The organism is Pedobacter sp. GW821-FHT01D05 (genome assembly GCF_059422505.1).
The window spans coordinates 280,657-296,662 of sequence record NZ_JBWKXA010000005.1; the positions used below are offsets into that span (position 1 = coordinate 280,657).

Annotated in this window: 14 protein-coding genes, 1 tRNA gene and 2 riboswitches; of the genes, 8 read left to right on the forward strand and 7 right to left on the reverse strand. The window is 39.7% G+C overall.

Annotation, left to right across the window (positions count from 1 at the left end):
* The first annotated feature begins 72 nt into the window (after nucleotides 1-72).
* From AC07VK_RS18605 to AC07VK_RS18630, 6 genes are all read left to right on the forward strand, one after another.
* The gene (locus AC07VK_RS18605) at nucleotides 73-1,707 is read left to right on the forward strand and encodes a TldD/PmbA family protein (RefSeq protein WP_492962380.1); all 1,635 of its coding nucleotides are present in this window, start codon (nucleotides 73-75) and stop codon (nucleotides 1,705-1,707) included.
* A 2-nt stretch (nucleotides 1,708-1,709) separates the two neighbouring features.
* The gene (locus AC07VK_RS18610) at nucleotides 1,710-3,026 is read left to right on the forward strand and encodes a TldD/PmbA family protein (protein WP_057935209.1); all 1,317 of its coding nucleotides are present in this window, start codon (nucleotides 1,710-1,712) and stop codon (nucleotides 3,024-3,026) included.
* 287 nt (nucleotides 3,027-3,313) lie between these two features.
* The gene (locus AC07VK_RS18615; RefSeq protein ID WP_492962383.1) at nucleotides 3,314-4,954 is read left to right on the forward strand and encodes a TldD/PmbA family protein; all 1,641 of its coding nucleotides are present in this window, start codon (nucleotides 3,314-3,316) and stop codon (nucleotides 4,952-4,954) included.
* A 548-nt stretch (nucleotides 4,955-5,502) separates the two neighbouring features.
* Nucleotides 5,503-5,600, reverse strand: a riboswitch (SAM riboswitch).
* 763 nt (nucleotides 5,601-6,363) lie between these two features.
* A tRNA-Cys gene (locus AC07VK_RS18620) sits at nucleotides 6,364-6,434 on the forward strand.
* A gap of 4 nt (nucleotides 6,435-6,438) precedes the next feature.
* A riboswitch (SAM riboswitch) is annotated at nucleotides 6,439-6,538 on the forward strand.
* A gap of 79 nt (nucleotides 6,539-6,617) precedes the next feature.
* Entirely contained in the window at nucleotides 6,618-6,797 is a 180-nt protein-coding gene (locus tag AC07VK_RS18625) for a hypothetical protein (RefSeq protein WP_492962385.1), read from the forward strand.
* A 50-nt stretch (nucleotides 6,798-6,847) separates the two neighbouring features.
* On the forward strand, nucleotides 6,848-7,429 hold the full coding sequence (locus AC07VK_RS18630; protein WP_493053030.1) for a DUF4833 domain-containing protein: 582 nt from the start codon (nucleotides 6,848-6,850) through the stop codon (nucleotides 7,427-7,429).
* A gap of 193 nt (nucleotides 7,430-7,622) precedes the next feature.
* On the opposite strand, the gene AC07VK_RS18635 is transcribed toward AC07VK_RS18630, so the two are convergent.
* The 6 genes from AC07VK_RS18635 to AC07VK_RS18660 form a co-directional block, all read right to left on the reverse strand.
* On the reverse strand, nucleotides 7,623-7,901 hold the full coding sequence (locus AC07VK_RS18635) for a hypothetical protein (RefSeq protein WP_492954730.1): 279 nt from the start codon (nucleotides 7,899-7,901) through the stop codon (nucleotides 7,623-7,625).
* A gap of 102 nt (nucleotides 7,902-8,003) precedes the next feature.
* On the reverse strand, nucleotides 8,004-9,329 hold the full coding sequence (locus AC07VK_RS18640; protein WP_492954729.1) for an amidohydrolase: 1,326 nt from the start codon (nucleotides 9,327-9,329) through the stop codon (nucleotides 8,004-8,006).
* Between the two features lie 131 nt (nucleotides 9,330-9,460).
* Complete coding sequence (locus AC07VK_RS18645) at nucleotides 9,461-9,664, reverse strand: helix-turn-helix domain-containing protein (protein ID WP_492962389.1); 204 nt, start codon at nucleotides 9,662-9,664, stop codon at nucleotides 9,461-9,463.
* Nucleotides 9,665-9,674: 10 nt separating this feature from the next.
* Nucleotides 9,675-10,307, reverse strand: coding sequence for an AraC family ligand binding domain-containing protein (locus tag AC07VK_RS18650; protein ID WP_492962391.1), 633 nt, complete (start codon nucleotides 10,305-10,307; stop codon nucleotides 9,675-9,677).
* A gap of 234 nt (nucleotides 10,308-10,541) precedes the next feature.
* On the reverse strand, nucleotides 10,542-10,985 hold the full coding sequence (locus tag AC07VK_RS18655; RefSeq protein ID WP_494939811.1) for a hypothetical protein: 444 nt from the start codon (nucleotides 10,983-10,985) through the stop codon (nucleotides 10,542-10,544).
* 308 nt (nucleotides 10,986-11,293) lie between these two features.
* Nucleotides 11,294-11,548: a hypothetical protein gene (locus AC07VK_RS18660; RefSeq protein ID WP_492954726.1), complete on the reverse strand. Its 255-nt coding sequence runs from the start codon at nucleotides 11,546-11,548 to the stop codon at nucleotides 11,294-11,296.
* A gap of 158 nt (nucleotides 11,549-11,706) precedes the next feature.
* Here AC07VK_RS18660 and AC07VK_RS18665 point away from each other — a divergent pair, with 158 nt between their 5' ends.
* Together AC07VK_RS18665 and AC07VK_RS18670 are read left to right on the forward strand one after the other, a co-directional pair.
* Nucleotides 11,707-12,330 (forward strand): TetR/AcrR family transcriptional regulator, encoded by a 624-nt coding sequence (locus AC07VK_RS18665; protein ID WP_492962395.1) that lies wholly within the window; start codon nucleotides 11,707-11,709, stop codon nucleotides 12,328-12,330.
* 181 nt (nucleotides 12,331-12,511) lie between these two features.
* Nucleotides 12,512-13,405, forward strand: a complete 894-nt coding sequence (locus tag AC07VK_RS18670; protein ID WP_492962397.1) for a winged helix-turn-helix domain-containing protein — start codon at nucleotides 12,512-12,514, stop codon at nucleotides 13,403-13,405.
* Nucleotides 13,406-13,588: 183 nt separating this feature from the next.
* On the opposite strand, the gene AC07VK_RS18675 is transcribed toward AC07VK_RS18670, so the two are convergent.
* On the reverse strand, nucleotides 13,589-15,940 hold the full coding sequence (locus AC07VK_RS18675; RefSeq protein WP_492962399.1) for a glycoside hydrolase family 31 protein: 2,352 nt from the start codon (nucleotides 15,938-15,940) through the stop codon (nucleotides 13,589-13,591).
* Nucleotides 15,941-16,006 lie beyond the last annotated feature (66 nt).

Below are 16,006 nucleotides of genomic sequence, written 5' to 3' on the forward strand. Positions count from 1 at the left end.
GTTATAATCGATTTCCAGTTTTAGCCTCATAATTGGCTATATTGAAAGCGTAAACTAACTAAATTCAAACAATTGAAAAGAAAAGACTTCCTCTACTTATCCGGAATGGGTATGGGTGCCCTACTCCTTCCCGACCTTTCTGCATTCGGAACTCCCATAGACCCTTTACAGGCCTTAGACGGAGTTGATGTAAAAATTAAAAAGGAACTTGCTGATGTTGCACTAAATGCGGCAAAATCTAAAGGTGCCACTTACGCAGATATCCGCATCGGGCGTTATTTAAACCAGTTTGTAGCCACCCGCGAAAAACGTGTTCAAGGCGTAGCCAATACCGAATCCTATGGTGTAGGTATCCGTGTTTTAGCTAACGGATGTTGGGGCTTCGCGGCAACAAACAATGTAACCAAAGATGCCATTGCCAAAGCAGCCGAACAAGCGGTTGCCGTTGCAAAAGCCAATGCTAAAATACAGGGCGAACCAGTTCAACTGGCTCCGCAAAAAGGTTACGGTGAGGTAAGCTGGAAAACATCAATCGAAATTAATGCCTTCGAAGTTCCGGTTAAGGAGAAAGTAGACCTGCTTTTGAATGTAAACGACGTGGCCATGCAAAATGGAGCCAATTTTGTAAATTCTGTTATTTTCGCAGTTAATGAACAAAAATATTTTGCTTCTACTGACGGTTCTTACATCGATCAGGATGTTCACCGCATTTACCCAACTTTTAACGTAACCAAAGTTGACCGCGAATCGGGTAAATTTAAAACGCGTAATGCCCTAAGTGCGCCTTCAGGAAAGGGTTATGAATATATGCATGCCCGTCCGGAAGATAAGGTTACCGGTGTTGTAACCCGCTATAAAGGCCGTTACGACATGCTGGAAGATGTAAAAGAAGCAGCCCGTGTAGCAACAGAAAAAGTAAAAGCAAAATCGGTTGAGCCAGGTAAATACGATCTGGTTTTAGATCCCTCACACCTTTGGCTAACCATACATGAATCTGTTGGCCACCCGACGGAATTAGACCGTGTTTTAGGCTACGAAGCCAATTACGCAGGCACCAGTTTCCTTACTTTAGATAAATGGGAATCAAAAAATTTCAAATTTGGCAGTGATAAAGTAAATATTGTGGCCGATAAAACCCAGGTAGGTTCGTTAGGTGCTGTTGGCTACGATGATGAAGGCGTAAAATGCAAAAAGTGGGATCTGATCAAGAATGGGATACTCACAAGCTATCAGGCCATCCGCGATCAGGCACATATTATCGGCTTAACAGAATCAAATGGTTGCTGTTATTCGCAAGGCTGGGATGATGTTCAGTTTCAGCGTATGCCAAATGTATCGCTGCAGCCAGGTAAAGAAAAACTGAGTGTTGATGATATGATCAAAAATGTTGAAAAAGGCATTTACATCATTGGCGATGGAAGTTTTTCTATCGATCAGCAACGTTACAATTTCCAGTTCGGCGGACAGATATTCTACGAAATTAAGGATGGTAAAATTGCAGGTATGCTGAACGATGTAGCTTACCAGGCCAATACACAGGAATTCTGGAATTCGTGTAATGCCATCTGCGATGAAAGTGATTACCGTTTAGGAGGTTCATTTAATGATGGAAAAGGGCAGCCTTCTCAAAGCAGTGCCGTATCGCATGGCAGTGCCACTACCCGGTTTAATGGAGTTAATGTTATCAATACAGCAAGAAAAATATAATTATGGCCATATTAAGTAAAGAAGAAGCCCAGGCGATATTAAAAAAAGTAATCGGTTATTCGAAAGCCGATTTCTGCGAAGTAGGTTTAAACGGTTCTGATGGTGGGAACATCCGTTATGCCCGCAATGCGGTTTCTACCGCAGGGCAGATCAGTACCATGAGTTTAGGGGTTAGCTCCACTTTTGGTAAAAAAACGGGTTCGGCAACGATAAATGAATTTGATGATGCTTCCTTACAAAAGGTGGTAAAAAGAGCAGAAGAACTGGCCATGCTGGCACCGGAAAACCCTGAATTTATGCCTCCATTAGGTCCACAGACTTTTGCGGAATCGAATACATATAATGCTAAAACTGCCGCCATGACGCCTGATACCAGAGCCGAAATGGTAGGAAAAAGTTTAAGTGTATCAAAGGCAGCTGGTTTAGATGCAGCCGGTTTCTTGGAAAACTCAACCCGTTTTAACGCGATCATGAACTCTAAAGGTTTATTTGCCTACAATAAAGGTACCGATGTTTCTTTTTCGGTAACCGTTAGAAACAAACAAGGAACGGGATCGGGCTACGTTGAGCAAGGCTTTAATGATCTCGACAAAATGGATACCCTGGCACTTAGCAAAATTGCAGCAAGTAAAGCCAATGGCTCTGCAGGTGCAAAAGCCATCGAACCAGGAAAATATACTGTTATTTTAGAACCACTTGCAGCCAGTGATATTATCGGTAATATGTTCAGGGGTTTTGATGCCAGAAGTGCTGATGAAGGCCGGAGCTTTATGAGCAAAAAGGGTGGTGGTACCCGTTTAGGAGAGCAATTGTTCTCAGAAAACGTAAATATCTACTCTGATCCAATGAATACTGAAATCCCGTCTTCAACATTCACGGGCGAAGGTTTACCGGTAAAAAGAACACAATGGGTTGAAAAAGGAGTAGTTAAAAACCTGTCTTATTCAAGATATTGGGCTGCACAAAAAAATGTTCAACCGCTTCCTTTTAGCCGCAGCATGATCATCGAAGGTGGAACACAATCATTGGAAGATCTTATCAAAAGTACTGAAAAAGGCATATTGGTTACCCGTTTCTGGTACATCCGTTCGGTAGATCCTCAAACATTATTACTCACTGGTTTAACGCGCGACGGCACTTTTTACATCGAAAATGGTGAGATTAAATTCCCGATCAAGAATTTCAGGTTCAACGAAAGTCCGGTAATTATGCTCAACAATGTAGAGGCTTTAGGTAAGCCGGTGAGAACAGGGAGTGGATTGATTCCTCCAATGAAAATCCGCGATTTTACCTTTACTTCACTATCGGATGCGATTTAATTGAATCGTCATCTCGACTGAAGTGTAAGACAATGGTAACCTCTTTAAATAGATTTCTCCATTTCGCTACCGATGAAAAATCGGCAGCTACAGTCGAAATGACGATCTTTTTTAAGAATAATATATTTAACACCTATTCCCTCCGAAGGTCACCCTGAGCGGAGTCGAAGGGCATCATTCAATCGTCATCTCGAGCGAAGTGCAGCGAAGTCGAGAGATCTGCCTAGATAGATCTCTCCATTCCAGTCGAGATGACGACCCTTTTTTTATTAATAAAAATCAAAAAATTGAGAAGAAGAGATTTTTTATACATGACAGGTGTTGGCCTTGGTGCCAGCATGATGCCCAATATACCTGCCTTTGGCAAAATTATTTCTGTTGAAGAATCTTTAACGCCTGTTGATATTGCCCTAAAGAAAAAAATGGCCGATGTTGCCCTCAACGCTGCAAAAAGCAAAGGTGCAACTTATGCCGATGTACGTATAGGACGGTATTTAAATCAGGTAGTGGCTACTAGAGAAACAAGGGTAGAAAACATTTCCAATTCAGAATCATATGGTTTAGGTGTGCGTGTGATTGCCAACGGAAGCTGGGGTTTTGCAGCAACCAACAACATGGACAATGCCAGCATCGCCAAAGCTGCAGAAGCTGCTGTAGCTATTGCCAAAGGAAATTCTAAACTCATGGAAGAACCTGTTCAATTGGCGGCACAAAAAGGATATGGGGAAGTAAGCTGGAAAACACCTATCGAAATCAATGCCTTTGAGGTACCCATCGCAGACAAAGTTGATTTGCTTTTAAAGGTAAATAGTGAGGCCATGAAAGGCGGTGCAAAATACATCAGCTCTAACCTGTTTATGATCAATGAGCAGAAATATTTTGCGTCAACCGATGGTTCTTATATCGATCAGGATATCCACAGGATATGGCCAACCTTTACCCTAACCAAAACAGATGCAGCCAGTGGTAAGTTCGAAACCAGAAATGCCTTAAGTGCACCAATGGGTATGGGCTTTGAATACCTGAAAACAAAAGACGAAGAAAAAATTAAAGGTGGGCCAGTTACGATGTACAAAAAGCGTTACGATATTTTGGAAGACGTACGTGAAGCCGCAGTACATGTTGATGAAAAACTGAAAGCCAAACCCATTGCCCCTGGCAAATACGACCTGGTTTTAGATCCTTCTCACCTATTCCTAACCATTCACGAATCTGTCGGTCACCCTACAGAGTTAGACCGCGTTTTAGGTTATGAGGCGAATTATGCAGGAACCAGTTTCTTAACGCTGGATAAATGGGAAAGCAAAAAATTCAACTTCGGGAGTAAAGAGGTAAACATTACTGGCGATAAACTGGAAGTGGGTTCATTAGGCGCCGTGGGTTATGATGATGAAGGTGTAAAATGTGGCCAATGGGATATTATTAAAGATGGGATTTTGGTGAATTACCAAACCATAAGAGATCAGGCACATATTTTAGGTTTAAAAGAATCACAGGGTTGTTGTTATGCAGATAGCTGGGACAGTATTCAGTTCCAAAGGATGCCAAATGTTTCATTAGCCCCTGGAAATGCAGCCCTAAGTGCTGCCGATATGGTTAAAAATGTAGAGAAAGGTATTTATATGTTTGGCCGTAACTCGTATTCTATCGATCAACAGCGTTATAATTTCCAATTCAGCGCACAGCTGGCCTACGAAATTAAGGATGGCAAAATTGCAGGCATGTTTAAAGATGCTGCCTACCAAGCCAATACACAAGAATTTTGGAACTCCTGTGTACAACGCTGCGATAAAAGCGACTACAGGTTGGGCGGGACATTTTCGGATGGAAAAGGTCAGCCAGGGCAAGCAAGTGCCGTTTCACATGGAAGTGCCACTACCCGTTTTAACGGCGTTAATGTGATTAATACGGGAAGGAAATTGGGGTAGAGTTTTCTCAATGCGATCGTCACCCTGAATTTATTTCAGGGTCAATTTTGAAGGAAAGATCATTCACTATGTTCAGGATGACAGCTCCAATTTCAAATTGTTACCATTTAAGAAATATAAGGCCATTTGAGCTTATATTCCATTAAATGTGTTATGGTTGAAAAAATGATCAAATATCCTAATATCGCCCCCATTTGTAACGGGGATGCATGAGAAAGGCGATTATCGCCATAAAATCTTCATCCTGCACTGCAAATGCAGATTTCACTGATCCTCGTTGCAACGAGTACCATCGTTTACCATTTTATATCGGTCGGTGGGACACCAACCGCTAAAACAAAGGGGCATTCTATCCAGACATGCCCCTTTTTCTAACCAAATATAAACCTGTTATGAACCAGGAATTTCTTTATATATCTTTGATGATGTTAATGATGCGTATTAACACTAGCCTACCTAAAACCATATAGCACGGCTACAAACCGTTTACAGTTGCAATTCTTTAACGAAATCCTAACGAGAAACAGTGAGTTTACTTGTTATTGGTTAATTTATAATCTATTGCTAGATCAGTTTGAGCACTTTTTCCTATGGAAAGTTGCTAGAAGTTCAACGAGTACTGACTCTCCCTTCTTCTGTATAAATCAACTAATTAATGGTGGTGAATTAATTAGAGTACTAACCTAAACTAGTGGTGGTGATTAGTTAGGCCGTTCCTGATACCCCGGCAACTTATTGACTGAAATACATGACCACCATAATATTCTATCAAAAGGCCCCGGGGTACCAGGATTTTTAAATAAGAATATCTGAATGAAAACCTTTAGCAGGTGATCTGTATCTTAGTTTATATTAGCGGCAACAGCAGTTATACTGATCCGAATAATTGATCAGGGAATATGGCTGAGGTTGTCTGCGGAGTTTCATATTGAACGTAAATTTGCTAGTGAACTATTATTTTTTTGTAAAAGTATAAACTTCGTTCAATTTAAACAAGTATTCCTATAGATTTTATAGACTTTATTCATAAATAACTGATTTACAGCTAAATAATTTACAATTATTGATTTAAGCAGGGCGTTTGTCATTCTAAATGTAGTGAAGAATCTTTAATTATTTAAGAATATAAAGTCAACTGTAAGATCCTTCGTTGCACTCAGGATGACAAATTTTGAGAATGCGATCGCCATCCTGATCCGATAGCTATCGGATTTGTTTCAGGATCTATCTGCAATTTATCTCACAGACACAAACAACTAAAAATCAACAAATTAAACAACAAAACAAGTTAAACAATCACAAATTTCATAAAAAAAACTACTATTTCTATAGAATTTATAGTAATTAATTTTTACTTTTGCTGAGTCTTCTTCAAAAAGTGAATCTAAAGCTACTTGAAAAGATCATATAGTCATGTGGCCGAGTGGTTAGGTAAAGGTCTGCAAAACCTAGTACGGCGGTTCGATTCCGTCCATGACGTCTAATACTTATCAAGAAAGACGTAGGGAATGGCCCTTTGATGTCTAAGCAACCTGTTGATTAACAAGGTGCTAATTCCTTCTGCAATGGCAGAAAAGATGAGTTTGAAAACAGATCCCTTTACTGTTTTCGGCGAACGATCAATGGCTATCCCTTCCAAAATTGGTAACCTAAATTTAATAATATGTCAGTTTATTTTGATTATCCATCCATCAGGGATTTTTTCGAGATCCACGGAAACACATCTTGCGAAAAATTAGATGATTACGAACATTGTAAGGCCGAATCAGACCGGCTTTATAATGAGCAGCTAAATGAGGTCAATAAAGAAACCCCGCATGATCAAGCCAAAACCGATACTTAAAAATTATTCTAATCCTTTGCCTAAACGCTCTTTTAAATAACAAGCTTAAAATGTATCCAACACCACCTAGACTACCCATTATATTCAAAACCTTCTTCATTATAGTATTAACCTTCTTCCTGTTTTCACCCCAAACATGGGCACAATCGAAAGATCCATCCCCTATCAGTTTTCCTACGCCTAAAAATGTAGATCACATGCTTTTTTATCTTCAACGCGATCCGAATACCAACACCCTGATTTATGCGTTAAACCTAAAAGAAAATGGCAGCATCAATGCTAATGATCCTATTCAGGTTTATTGGATCCGCTATGGTGAAAAAGGACAGAAAAAAGACTTGGGCTATATCCAACGTAAGTTTGCATATGGCATCGATACGAAGGAACTGGGGGCTGACAAGTATGAATTTAGGTTTGTATCGCATAAAAAATTACCATTTTACCTACAAAGGTATAGTGATAAAAGCTATCGCGTTTCGGTAACCATAAACAACCGGATAATCAGGGTTACACGATTGTTTATCAGGATTCAGGGTGGCAGTTTCTGGCTTCCGAATGTAAAATATGCGGAAGTGGAAGGCACTGAAGAATCGACTGGTAAACCAGTAGTGGAACGGATAAGTGTGAAGTAAACTATTCTTCATCATCTTTAGTTAATTGCAAGAAGATCCTTCGACTCCGTTGAGGATGACAAGCTCATGAGAATTTCCTATGGAAAGAAAACAAAGATGGTCTGTGAGACACAGACCATGGATTCGACTGCTTTGCACCCGATAGCTCGGGGTCCGCTCGAAATGACGATCTCCTGTGATAACAATAATAGTGCTATTCTCTAGGCTCTTTTTTATTGTCTATCGCCGTACTAAATGTTTTATTAAACTCGCCTTTAATCCATTGTACTTTCCCTGCCGACTGCATGGCTGGCGCAATGATGTAATTTCCGGTTTCAGTATCGAGGATAACTACAAGATTATTGGCATTTACTTCGGTGCGGTACCTTCCACCGCTTTGATCTTGTCCGTTTTTAAAACTGATGGCTGTAAACATTAAGCCTGCGCCTAAAAACCCTAGCAAAAGGGATTTTGTGTCTAATGTAATTTTCATATCCTTAAGATTTATTTGTGTGTAAAATCAAGATAAGATTTTTCTACCTAAAACACCCGCTGTAAGCGCATTCTATCAGAAATATTTCAATTTATTCTAGCTTTAGAAAACCAGGTTCCCATCGTGGATCAATGATTTAACAGGTGAGACACGGGATACAGCCTCTGCCGAGCAACTGGCATCAACCAGTACTACATTAGCTTTATCGCCTACATTTGGCCATTGCTTTTTTCCTTTATCATCTAAAGGAAGAATATTACCTGTAGCCAGTTTCAATATTCTTGAAAGTTCAAATTCGGTACGATAGCCATAAATTTGAGCAGCTATATTGGCCTTTTGCAAAATACTTCCTGTGCCAAAAGTATTCCAATGATCAACAATACAATCATTACCCGCTACCACTTCTACACCATACTTATACAGCGCAGGAACGGGCATCGGGTTACCAGAAAGTGGGATTGTTGAGGCAATACCCATTTTTGCCGCGCCAAGCTTTTCGGCTATTTCTTCGGTTTTGGTTTTATCGAGATACCGCAATGCAAAAGCATGGCTCACATAGGTTTTTCCCTTCAACGCCGGGTTTTCCATTACTTTATCAATCAGGTATTCGATTGTTTTTATACCAGATTCACCCGACTCATGAAGGTGGATATCAATCCCCTTTCCATGATCCAGCGCCAACTGCACTACGAAATCCATGTGTTTTTCAATACCACCATCAATAGAAGTTGGATCTAACCCCCCGATAAAATCTATATCCATTTTGGCTGCTTCTTTCAGCAGTTCCGCAGATTTAGTATAATATATGCCATGTTGAGGAAAGGCCACCAATTCGGCCTGAAAAGATTTCTTTTTATGCAATAATGCGGTTTCCAAATGCTTCAATGAGTCTAATCCAGAGGTAGGATCGATATTTACATGCGACCTTGCATAACTTGTTCCGTAAGATTGAAGTAACTCAATTAATTTTTCACTACGTGGTATAGAAGTTTTTAACAGCTCAGGAATTATCTGTTGTTCGAAAGCAATCATATCTTTTACAGATCTGTTCTTCTTCAAATGCGCCTGCCAGGGCAATCCGTAATAGGTTTTATCCAGATGGATGTGCATATCCCTGAAAGCCGGGAGCATTAACAATCCCTTTGCATCGATTGCTTTTGCAGCAGGGTTATTAGGAAGAACACGTTTTACCTTACCTTCTTCCATCTCAACAATGAAAAGTTCGGTTTTTGTTTTGATTACCTCATCCTGATCATATTCGAATCCAGTTTCGAGCCTAACGTTTTTTAAAGTCAAGGTTTTTTCTGAGAAGCGGCCTACACTTTCATCCGCAATTGCCTGTTCTGCTGACAGTAAGCAGGTGCTTGCAAGCAAAATAGATGAGCTTTTAATAAAATCTTTTCTCGAGATCGAATTTGGGTTTGTCATAACAGGATTCTTTATTACAAAAATAGTGTTCTGTTATGTTTATGAATAGTAGGATTTATATCAAAAATTGTATCATTTATAACTATCTGTACTTATTCGCCGAATTAGGCAGTTATAACTTGTGCAATTCATTACTGTTCGCGGAATGCACGTGGGGTAATGTGGGTCTGGTTTTTAAAGAATTTAGAGAAATAAGCCACATCGTAAAAGCCGAGGTCGAAAGCAATGGCTTTAATAGGCCTTTCGGTAGTGAGTAAAATCCGTTTTGCTTCGAGTATTAAACGTTCATGGATGAGTGCTGTGGCTGACACATGAAAATGTTTTTTGCAGAGCATGTTCAGGTAATTAGCCGAAATACTTAACTGATCGGCATAAAATGCAACAAGTTTTTCCTTTCTTATAATGCATATCGATCAGCGAGCGGTATCTAAACAGAACAGGTTTGGTTTGGTAAACCGTTTGGTTATTGAACAGCGTTTCTGCCTCCTCGCTAAGCATCAGCGCAATAAGCCTGATCCTGGCATTGATAATTTCCCAAAGTATTATAGGCTTTGCGAGTTCAGATCTGATACTATGAAATTCGTACAGGATTTTTCCGTAAGCATCGGCACTTAAGTTTATTACCGGATAATTTTGGTATAAGATTAATGAAAAACGTAAAGAATTGGCAAGCGTTTCGAATATGCTCCTACTAATCATAAGTTGATGGGCATGGGTTTCTTCGCCGAGCTCCCATTTATGGATCTGCTCAGGAAACAATAAGTGCAACTGACCTCCAGCAACCTGATGATTTACAAAATCGATGGTATGCAGGCCGCTACCCTGCTCAAAAAGCATAAAAAGGAAAAAATCATGTTTATGTGGTTTTTCGATATGCCTTTCCCCGATTATTTCATGATACAGCAAGTTATTCCCCGAATCTTGCTCGGGCCAAAACTCACTAATATCAAGCGTAGGGAAATTTGCAATTACATCCATCAACGAAAAATACCATTTTTGAATAGAAGTTACGAAAAAAGAAGATGGAAAATGAATGGAGCAATGTTATTAGTCAGGTTGCGAACGCTAAAATTAAAATAGAGGCTGTATCATAAGGTGTGAATTTACTGATCCTTCGACAGGCTCAGGATGACAATCTATATTATTATACAGCCTCACAAAAATGCAAGCCTGAAACTTGCAGCATAATTTTCATAGGTAGATGAAAAATTATTAATGCCTCATTTTAACAATGGCAAATACCACGCCGATCAAAAATGACAAAACGTAGTAAGAAGCCGGAACAAGGATACTTCTGAATAACAAGGCTTTTTTACTATAGTTAAATCCAGAAAAAAACTGATAATAAAACCAGATGCTATAAAAATGGTCAAAAAAGCTCAATACTCCGAAATACAAAAATACCAGCACTTTGGTATTGGTGTAAAAAATGGTCAGTGCCGCAACAAACAGGCCAATGATCAGTTCAACGATAATCCGGTTTGAATTTAAAACCAGGTGTTCGGAAAAATTAAGCTTCGCTTTTCTAAAGCAGATAAAACTAAAAAAAGAGTAAACAGGAATGGCAATAATGAGGACCAGCTTTGGATGACCAGAGATAAATTTTTCAAGATCATTCATCATCGATCTGCTTCCCTGAGGCATCAGATCAGACATATTGCCGTGTGTATACGGCGCAATAAGACCTGATACCGTCAGAATGAGCAGGATGAGCGTCACAAAACTAAAATACGGTACCCTTTTGCCCTGAATAAATTCGCGGACACTGTGCCCTGACCGCGTGAAAAGGCCTTTTAGGGTAATAAGATGCCTTTATCTACATGCCAAACACCATAAATAAAATCATGTTCAAGAAAATGTTTAATGGAATAACGGTGTGTAGTAGATTTTTGTCCGCAGTTCGCACAGTAATTCTGCGTAACCGGAGTGGAACAGTTTAGGCAATCTGGAAACATCGATAACTATTATTTGGATTCTCTGTTTTTAATTTCAGTATTAATCTGGCTCAAGCTAATGAAAGCTGGCAAAAATGTTAGCGAACAGCAAATAGGAACTATGACAAGTACTTTTGGCATTTTTGATGAAAAGGCAAGATAAAATATGATCACACTGGCGGCAAGCAATACCACGCTAAGTCCAATCAGTACGCCTTGCAAACTCTGCTTCTTTTTATATAATTCTTGTACAGATAATTCGGTAATAGGAATTCCCTTTTTCATATTATTTGAGGTGGTGTTAATATAGTTTGGTTATAGCAAAGAAATTCATCATCATTTATTCATCTCTTTTGTGAACAAATATACAATATATCACCGATTGGTGATAAAAATAATTAAAATTGATTGTGTAATTTTCCAGCACGATTATTTTGCATCACATGGAACAGAAAACGGCGGTTAAATCGGTAAGAAACAAAGAAAAAAGCAAGCAGAAGTTTTTAGATGCGGTAGAGAAAATACTCCATACCAAAGGTTTCTCAGGTCTTAAGGTGAACGATATCGCTCGTACTGCGGGTTTAGACAAAAAACTGATTTATAATTATTTTGGAGGGAAGGACGAACTCATTGATGAATATATCCGCTCGCAGGATTTCTGGAGCAATATAAAAGATGAGCCAGGAGGGCCTGTGGTTAATGATGGAGGGAAAACATTCTCTAAAGCAATGCTCCTCTCCCAATTTGATTATGTTTTCAAAAATAAGGATTTACAGAAAATTCTGCTTTGGGGATTAATAGAGAACAGGAAATCGTTAAAAAAGCTGGCAAACGACCGTGAAGAAAATGGTGCACGCTTATTTGAAAGTCTTACCGACCCACATTTTAAGGAAAAAGCCAAAAGATACCGGGCCATTATAGCACTGCTGATATCGGGAATTTACTATCTGGACATTTATGCCACTACAAACGACTGTACTTTTTGCGGATTAGACCTAAAAACGACAGAGGGACGCTCAGAAATTGAAAATGCTATTTCATTTTTAATTGATAAAACTTACGAGTAAGAAAACAGGTAAACCTGGAAGAATGTCTCGAAAAAAAATTTCTTGCAGACCACAAAAAAACGTTTCTTTGACTGTTCATATCCTATAAAATTGATTCATCGAAATTACATGAATATCTTCCCGTCTGAAGAACCAGGATTGTAAATAAAAATGCAAACTTTGTAAATAAAAAGCTGACACCATGCATCTTAGCCGAAATCTCCTCTTCGAGAAACGCAAATACTTGTTTGGATCGATAATACTTTTGTTTATCGCTGCAATCTGTGTGGCTTTCAGTATAGCGGATAGCGACGATTTTGATATTTCCAGAAGAGAAGTTTTAATCCGCAAAATCGGGCACGAATTGCTCCTGCAGTCGGGCGATAGTACATCAAGGGTTCTTCCGGTAAAAAAGATCGCCGGGAATGAATATCAGATTAGCTTTGAGCATGAGCTTACTTTTCAACCCGAATCCTTGGTCAATACAACCCTGCGCCTGTTGGCAAAAGACCCGCTTTCAAGTGATTATGTTGTTAATGTTCTGAACTGCGACGGCGGCGATGTGGTGTATGGATACGCCATCTCCAAAAATAAAAAAAATGATATTGTAACATGCAAAGGAAGAAAGCAACCCAGAGCATGTTACATGATCAACATTAAATTCAAACCAACGGGCATAAATACAGCCAAAAATAGATATCTTCTGGCTGGCCTGCCATTTTTAGCATTTATTGGTTTTATATTTTTTAGATCGGTTAAACCGCGAAGAGTTTTACCTAATGATGTCCAGAATACTAATATGTTCACCCTAGGCTCGGTGTTGTTCGATGCGAAGAATCGGAACCTTACAATAAATGGAAAAACAATAGAACTAACCGGAACGGAAACCCGGCTGCTGCTCATTTTTGCCATGTCTCCTAACGAGACGATAGAGCGAAATCGGCTACAAAAAGAGATCTGGGAAGATGAAGGTGTTATTGTAGGGCGTAGTTTAGATATGTTTATATCAAAACTTAGAAAAAAACTGGAGCTTGATCCCAACATCAACATTGTTGTTATACGTGGCAAAGGATATAAGCTTGAAATTAGCGTTTAAAAGATCTTTCCATTCCGTTGCACTCCAGTCGAGATGACGACTCTATCTGTTATGTGTGTAGCTTATTGATAATAAATACCATTGATATACTCCGTAAATTAAAAAAGAGCGTATTGAGGAAAAGCCGTGTTAACAATAAACCACAGCTTTTCCTACTGCATGCGTACTTCGGATAAGATTCGATTAAAATTTAATAGAAATCCCTTCGCCTTTATATTGGACTGATCGGACGTTTTTTGTTTTGGCAATGGTTTTATTAGCATTCGAAGGGATAAGCTCAACATTGAAGTTTCTCTTTGCCAACATTCCGGTATAACTTCCTTTTCGATCGGAAATATTTAATGCCCTTGATTTTTGATCCCATTTCAACACAATAGTAGTGTAAGCCCCTTTTTCATAGTTGTAATTATCATTTTCATCTTCATAAAGTGTAAAACTACCATCTGCGCCTTCATAAACCCGAATATCAAGATTCTCCCATTTTTTCTCGGTAGAATACTGTACATCAGGACCGAATGGAATGATAGCACCAGCCTTCACATATAATGGAATGATGTCAACAGGAGCGTCTGTTTCAACAGTCTGTCCGCCCGAGCTATATTCATTCGTCCAGAAGTTATACCAGCCACTTCCTTTAGGTAGATAAACCGGAGATTTCCTTTCCCGATATTTCGTTACCGGCGCAACCAGGATCGAGCGGCCAAACATATATTCAGTACCAATTTCATGCGTACGCTGATCGGCGATAAAATCCATGATCAATGGGCGCATAAAGGTTCCGTTATTTTCGCTTACATCCCATGATGTACCATATATGTAAGGCAGCAATTTATAACGGAGTTTTATCGATTTCTCCTGGGCATCAAAACACCATGAGCCACGTTCACCGAAATTCCAGATCTCCCGTGGCAAGTCGGTTCCATGAGAACGCATCATTGGGCTGAAAGCTCCAAATTGCATCCAGCGAACATATAATTCCTGAAATTCAGGGTTTTTATTACCACCATTATCTCGCCAGCGCCCGGCAAAAAAACCACCGATATCGCTATTCCAGTTAGGTATCCCCATCAAGGTATAGTTTAAAGCTGCCGGCACCTGCTTTTGAAGCATCTCCCAGCTCGATGTAACATCTCCGCTCCAGGTGTTGGATCCAAAACGCTGCTGGCCGATGAAGCCCGATCTGGTAAGGATCACCACGCGCTTGTCATGATTTGAAGCACGCTGATTACTTGCGATACCTTTATTATGCATCAGACTGAACCCGTTTTTCACACTTCTGTAGCTGCCTAAATGGGTAGGGAGGTCAAAATCAGATTCTTTAACATTTATGTGGTCAGGTTCTGTTGAATCAAGCCACCAACCATCGTTACCAATATAGCTGAATATTCCCTTATTGAGGTATTTCCAGTAGATATCAAGTGCTTTTGGATTAAACACATCATAAGGTCTTGCACCACTTTTCGGGGGCCAGGTATCAAAATTAATGATCATGTTCTTACTGTCGAACTCCCTGCGCTGAGGTGTTTTCGGACCAAAGCCCGGCCATGTTACAATCAGCAGCTTCGCATTCAAACTATGAATCTCATCAACCCATTTTTTTGGATCAGGGAAACGCTCTTTATCAAAGGTTTGTGAATTCCAGGCGCTATCCGTTTTATTATATTCCGGCCAATAGCGCCAATCCTGAATAATTACATCCAGTGGAACTTTCAGGTCCCGGTACTTTTTAACAACATCCAAACTTTCATCCTGTGTATGATAACGTTCCTTGCTCTGAAAGAATCCATAAGCCCATAGCGGAAGCATCGGGGCTTTACCGGTTAGTCCACGCAGTTCTGAGATTACCCCATCCGTATTATTACCAAACATGAAATAGTAATCAGCGCAGTGGCCCAGGCTTTCAAAAGATAGCTCCTCTGGTTTATCCTCAAACTTAGAAATCGAATAATTGTCCCAGAATACCGCATAACCCTTTACAGAAAGAAAATATGGCGAATAAGTTGACATATTTTCATTTTTCATCAGATGTGAGGAATTGCGCTGGTTAAATTTATTATCCATGATCTGGCCCACACCATATATAGCTTCATCTTTATCCAGCGAAAAAGCATTCCTGACCTTGAATGATGAGGTTCCGGCATCATTTACAGGCGAAAACAGTGTACCTCCGTCCTTATCCTGCAGGAGTTGCTTGCCCGAAGCATCATAGAAATAAACCCCTCCAGTCTCTCCATTTACCTCGACCTGAATTTTGCTGCTTTTTACTACCGGATTCTGCCCTTTTTTTGCATACCTCACAGCTACTTTATTTGGCACTGCCACAACTGAAAGACTGGTTTTAAGATAAGGTTTGCCAATGGGTGTTTTGTTAACCCTTACCGTATTTTCTGAATAGAACTCAACTGAAATATCCATTTGCCGGGCTGTAAATTTCAACCCTTGTGCGGTCTTTTGTATGGGTTGTGTCCACCCGTTCATGGTTAGTAAAAATGCAAAAAGCATAAACAAACCACCTGCTTTGTTGTAAAATTTCATAAGCATCATAAAGTTTTTATTTGATCATAACAAACATACCGCTGAACGGTGATGTTAAGACAACAA

Excerpts from the sequence above, each read along its gene's own strand:
- AC07VK_RS18660 (WP_492954726.1), bottom strand. The coding sequence starts at position 11,548 with ATGAAAAAGGGAATTCCTATTACCGAATTATCTGTACAAGAATTATAT.
- AC07VK_RS18670 (WP_492962397.1), top strand. The coding sequence starts at position 12,512 with ATGCATCTTAGCCGAAATCTCCTCTTCGAGAAACGCAAATACTTGTTT.
- AC07VK_RS18655 (WP_494939811.1), bottom strand. The coding sequence starts at position 10,985 with ATGTCTGATCTGATGCCTCAGGGAAGCAGATCGATGATGAATGATCTT.
- AC07VK_RS18625 (WP_492962385.1), top strand. The coding sequence starts at position 6,618 with ATGTCAGTTTATTTTGATTATCCATCCATCAGGGATTTTTTCGAGATC.
- AC07VK_RS18650 (WP_492962391.1), bottom strand. The coding sequence starts at position 10,307 with ATGGATGTAATTGCAAATTTCCCTACGCTTGATATTAGTGAGTTTTGG.
- AC07VK_RS18645 (WP_492962389.1), bottom strand. The coding sequence starts at position 9,664 with ATGCTCTGCAAAAAACATTTTCATGTGTCAGCCACAGCACTCATCCAT.
- AC07VK_RS18675 (WP_492962399.1), bottom strand. The coding sequence starts at position 15,940 with ATGAAATTTTACAACAAAGCAGGTGGTTTGTTTATGCTTTTTGCATTT.
- AC07VK_RS18640 (WP_492954729.1), bottom strand. The coding sequence starts at position 9,329 with ATGACAAACCCAAATTCGATCTCGAGAAAAGATTTTATTAAAAGCTCA.
- AC07VK_RS18665 (WP_492962395.1), top strand. The coding sequence starts at position 11,707 with ATGGAACAGAAAACGGCGGTTAAATCGGTAAGAAACAAAGAAAAAAGC.
- AC07VK_RS18635 (WP_492954730.1), bottom strand. The coding sequence starts at position 7,901 with ATGAAAATTACATTAGACACAAAATCCCTTTTGCTAGGGTTTTTAGGC.
- AC07VK_RS18630 (WP_493053030.1), top strand. The coding sequence starts at position 6,848 with ATGTATCCAACACCACCTAGACTACCCATTATATTCAAAACCTTCTTC.
- AC07VK_RS18610 (WP_057935209.1), top strand. The coding sequence starts at position 1,710 with ATGGCCATATTAAGTAAAGAAGAAGCCCAGGCGATATTAAAAAAAGTA.